Source organism: Ectothiorhodospira sp. 9100 (assembly GCF_022227565.1).
GTDB classification, from domain to species: Bacteria; Pseudomonadota; Gammaproteobacteria; order Ectothiorhodospirales; family Ectothiorhodospiraceae; genus Ectothiorhodospira; species Ectothiorhodospira marina.
This window is the reverse complement of sequence record NZ_JAJNAN010000099.1, coordinates 1-2,014: the sequence shown is the minus strand read 5'-3', so window position 1 is coordinate 2,014 and position 2,014 is coordinate 1. Positions and strand designations below refer to the sequence as shown.

1 protein-coding gene is annotated in these 2,014 nt (G+C 66.7%); it reads left to right on the top strand.

Annotated elements, in window-relative coordinates; translation table 11 throughout:
- Positions 1-61: 61 nt before the first annotated feature.
- Positions 62-2,014, top strand: a 1,953-nt coding sequence (locus LPW29_RS15020; protein ID WP_238628685.1) for an IS4 family transposase, incomplete at its 3' end; no start/stop codon positions are given.

The window sequence follows — 2,014 nt, the reverse complement described above, 5'->3', positions numbered from 1 at the left end:
CTGCCCTGTACCCACATCCCCCGCTGGACAAGCGCATGCCGTCGCGGTTACGGTCAGCGGCATGCGAGAACAAAATCAGATCAAGCGTACGCTCAGTGAGCCGGAAAGTGTTGCCCGGGTGCAAGCCCTGATGCGAGAGTTTCCCGAGGCGCATCGCACCGGGATTGCGGATCAGGTGTGTGCCACGTTCGAGTTTGTGGACGCCCGCGGTCGTTTTCAGCGGGCGAGTTGTTTGAAGGCGCTGCGGTCGCTTGAGCGCGCGGGAAGGCTGAGTTTGCCGGCAGCGCGTACCCAGCCAGGGCGGCGTGTGGAGCGACGACTGGGCGAGGCGGTGGCGGCGCCCGTGGGTGTGGGCAGCGAAGTCACTGAGCTGGTGGATCTGGCCCTGGTGCGCGTGGATGATGCCGCGCATCGGGCGATCTGGAACGAGTTGATGGCCCGCGAGCACCCGCGTGGGATGGGTCCGCTGGTGGGGGCGCAGGTGCGTTATCTGATCGGCTCGGCGCATGGCTGGCTGGGGGCGCTGGGGTTTGCAGCCTCGGCACTGCAGTTGGCCGCCCGCGATGAGTGGATCGGCTGGGACCGTGCCTTGCGCGAAGCGCAGCGCCATCGGGTGGTGGGGCTGAACCGCTTTCTGCTGCGCCCGGGGATGGCTTGCCGGAACCTGGCGTCGTGGGTGCTGGGCCGGGCATTGCGGCGCCTGGGTAATGACTTCGAGGCCTTGCATGGGTATCGTCCCTGGCTGGTGGAGACATTCATTGAGCCCCCACACTCGGGTGTGAGTTTGCGGGCCTCGAACTGGCGCCACGTGGGCGAGACCTGCGGACGGGGTCGCCAGGATCGTGGTCATGCCGCGACCGAGACGCGCAAGGCGATCTACCTCTATGAGCTGGAGCCCGATTGGCGCATGCGTCTGGGCGTGGGTCCGGCCCCGGCGCGGCGCGATGGGCCGCTGGCGCTGGCCGAGGGCCTGGATGCGGCGCATTGGGCCGAGCATGAGTTTGGGGGCGCGCCCTTGGGAGACAAACGCTTGACGAAACGATTGGTGGACAGTGCCCAACGCCAGGGCGAGGATCCGATGCGTGCCTTTACCGCCGTGGCCCGGGACGACTGGCCGGCGGTGAAGGGTTACTACCGGCTGATCGACCAGCCACCGGAGTCGGAGGTGACTCCGGAGCATATCCTGGCACCGCATCGCGAGCGCACGCAGCGCCGCATGCAGGCGCAGGCGACGGTGCTGTGCCTGCAGGATGGCACGGATCTGAACTTCACCACGCATCCGCAAACCCGCGGTCTGGGTGTGATCGGGACCAATCAGACTGGGGCCCAGAGCCTGGGTTTGCACCTGCACTCGACATTCGCGGTCAATGCGGACGGGCTGCCCCTGGGGGTGTTGCATGCCCAGTTCGAGGCCCCGCAGCCACGGGGCGATGAAGCGCCATCGCAAGAAGAGAAGAAGAGCTTTCGCTGGATCGCCGGCCTGCGGGACACGGCCGCTCTGGCGGCCACCCTCCCGGACACCCAGGTGATCAGCGTCGCCGATCGGGAGGCGGATGCGTTCGACCTCTATGCCGAACAACAGCAACACCCCCAGGTGGATCTGCTGGTCCGCGCCAAACACAATCGCCGACTCGCCAATGGGCAGCGCTTGTTCGATACCGTTCGCGACACCGCCATCTGCGGGCAGGTGGTGCTTGAGGTGGAAGGACAGAGCCTGCGCCCTAAGACCAGCAAGCGTCCCGCCCGCCTGGGCCGGGCAGCACGCACCGCGGAACTGGCCCTGCGCTACTGCCCGGTGACGCTCCGTGGCACACCCGCTGGCGCCGATCAGCCCATCACGGTGGAACTGACGGTGGTCCATGCCGTGGAACTGGACCCACCCACCGGCGTGGAACCCATCGAATGGTTCGTGCTCACCACAGTCGCCGTCTCCTCGGCCGAACAGGCCGCCGAAATCCTGCGGTGGTATCGTTTGCGCTGGAGAATTGAGGATTGGCATCGGGTTCTGAAATCC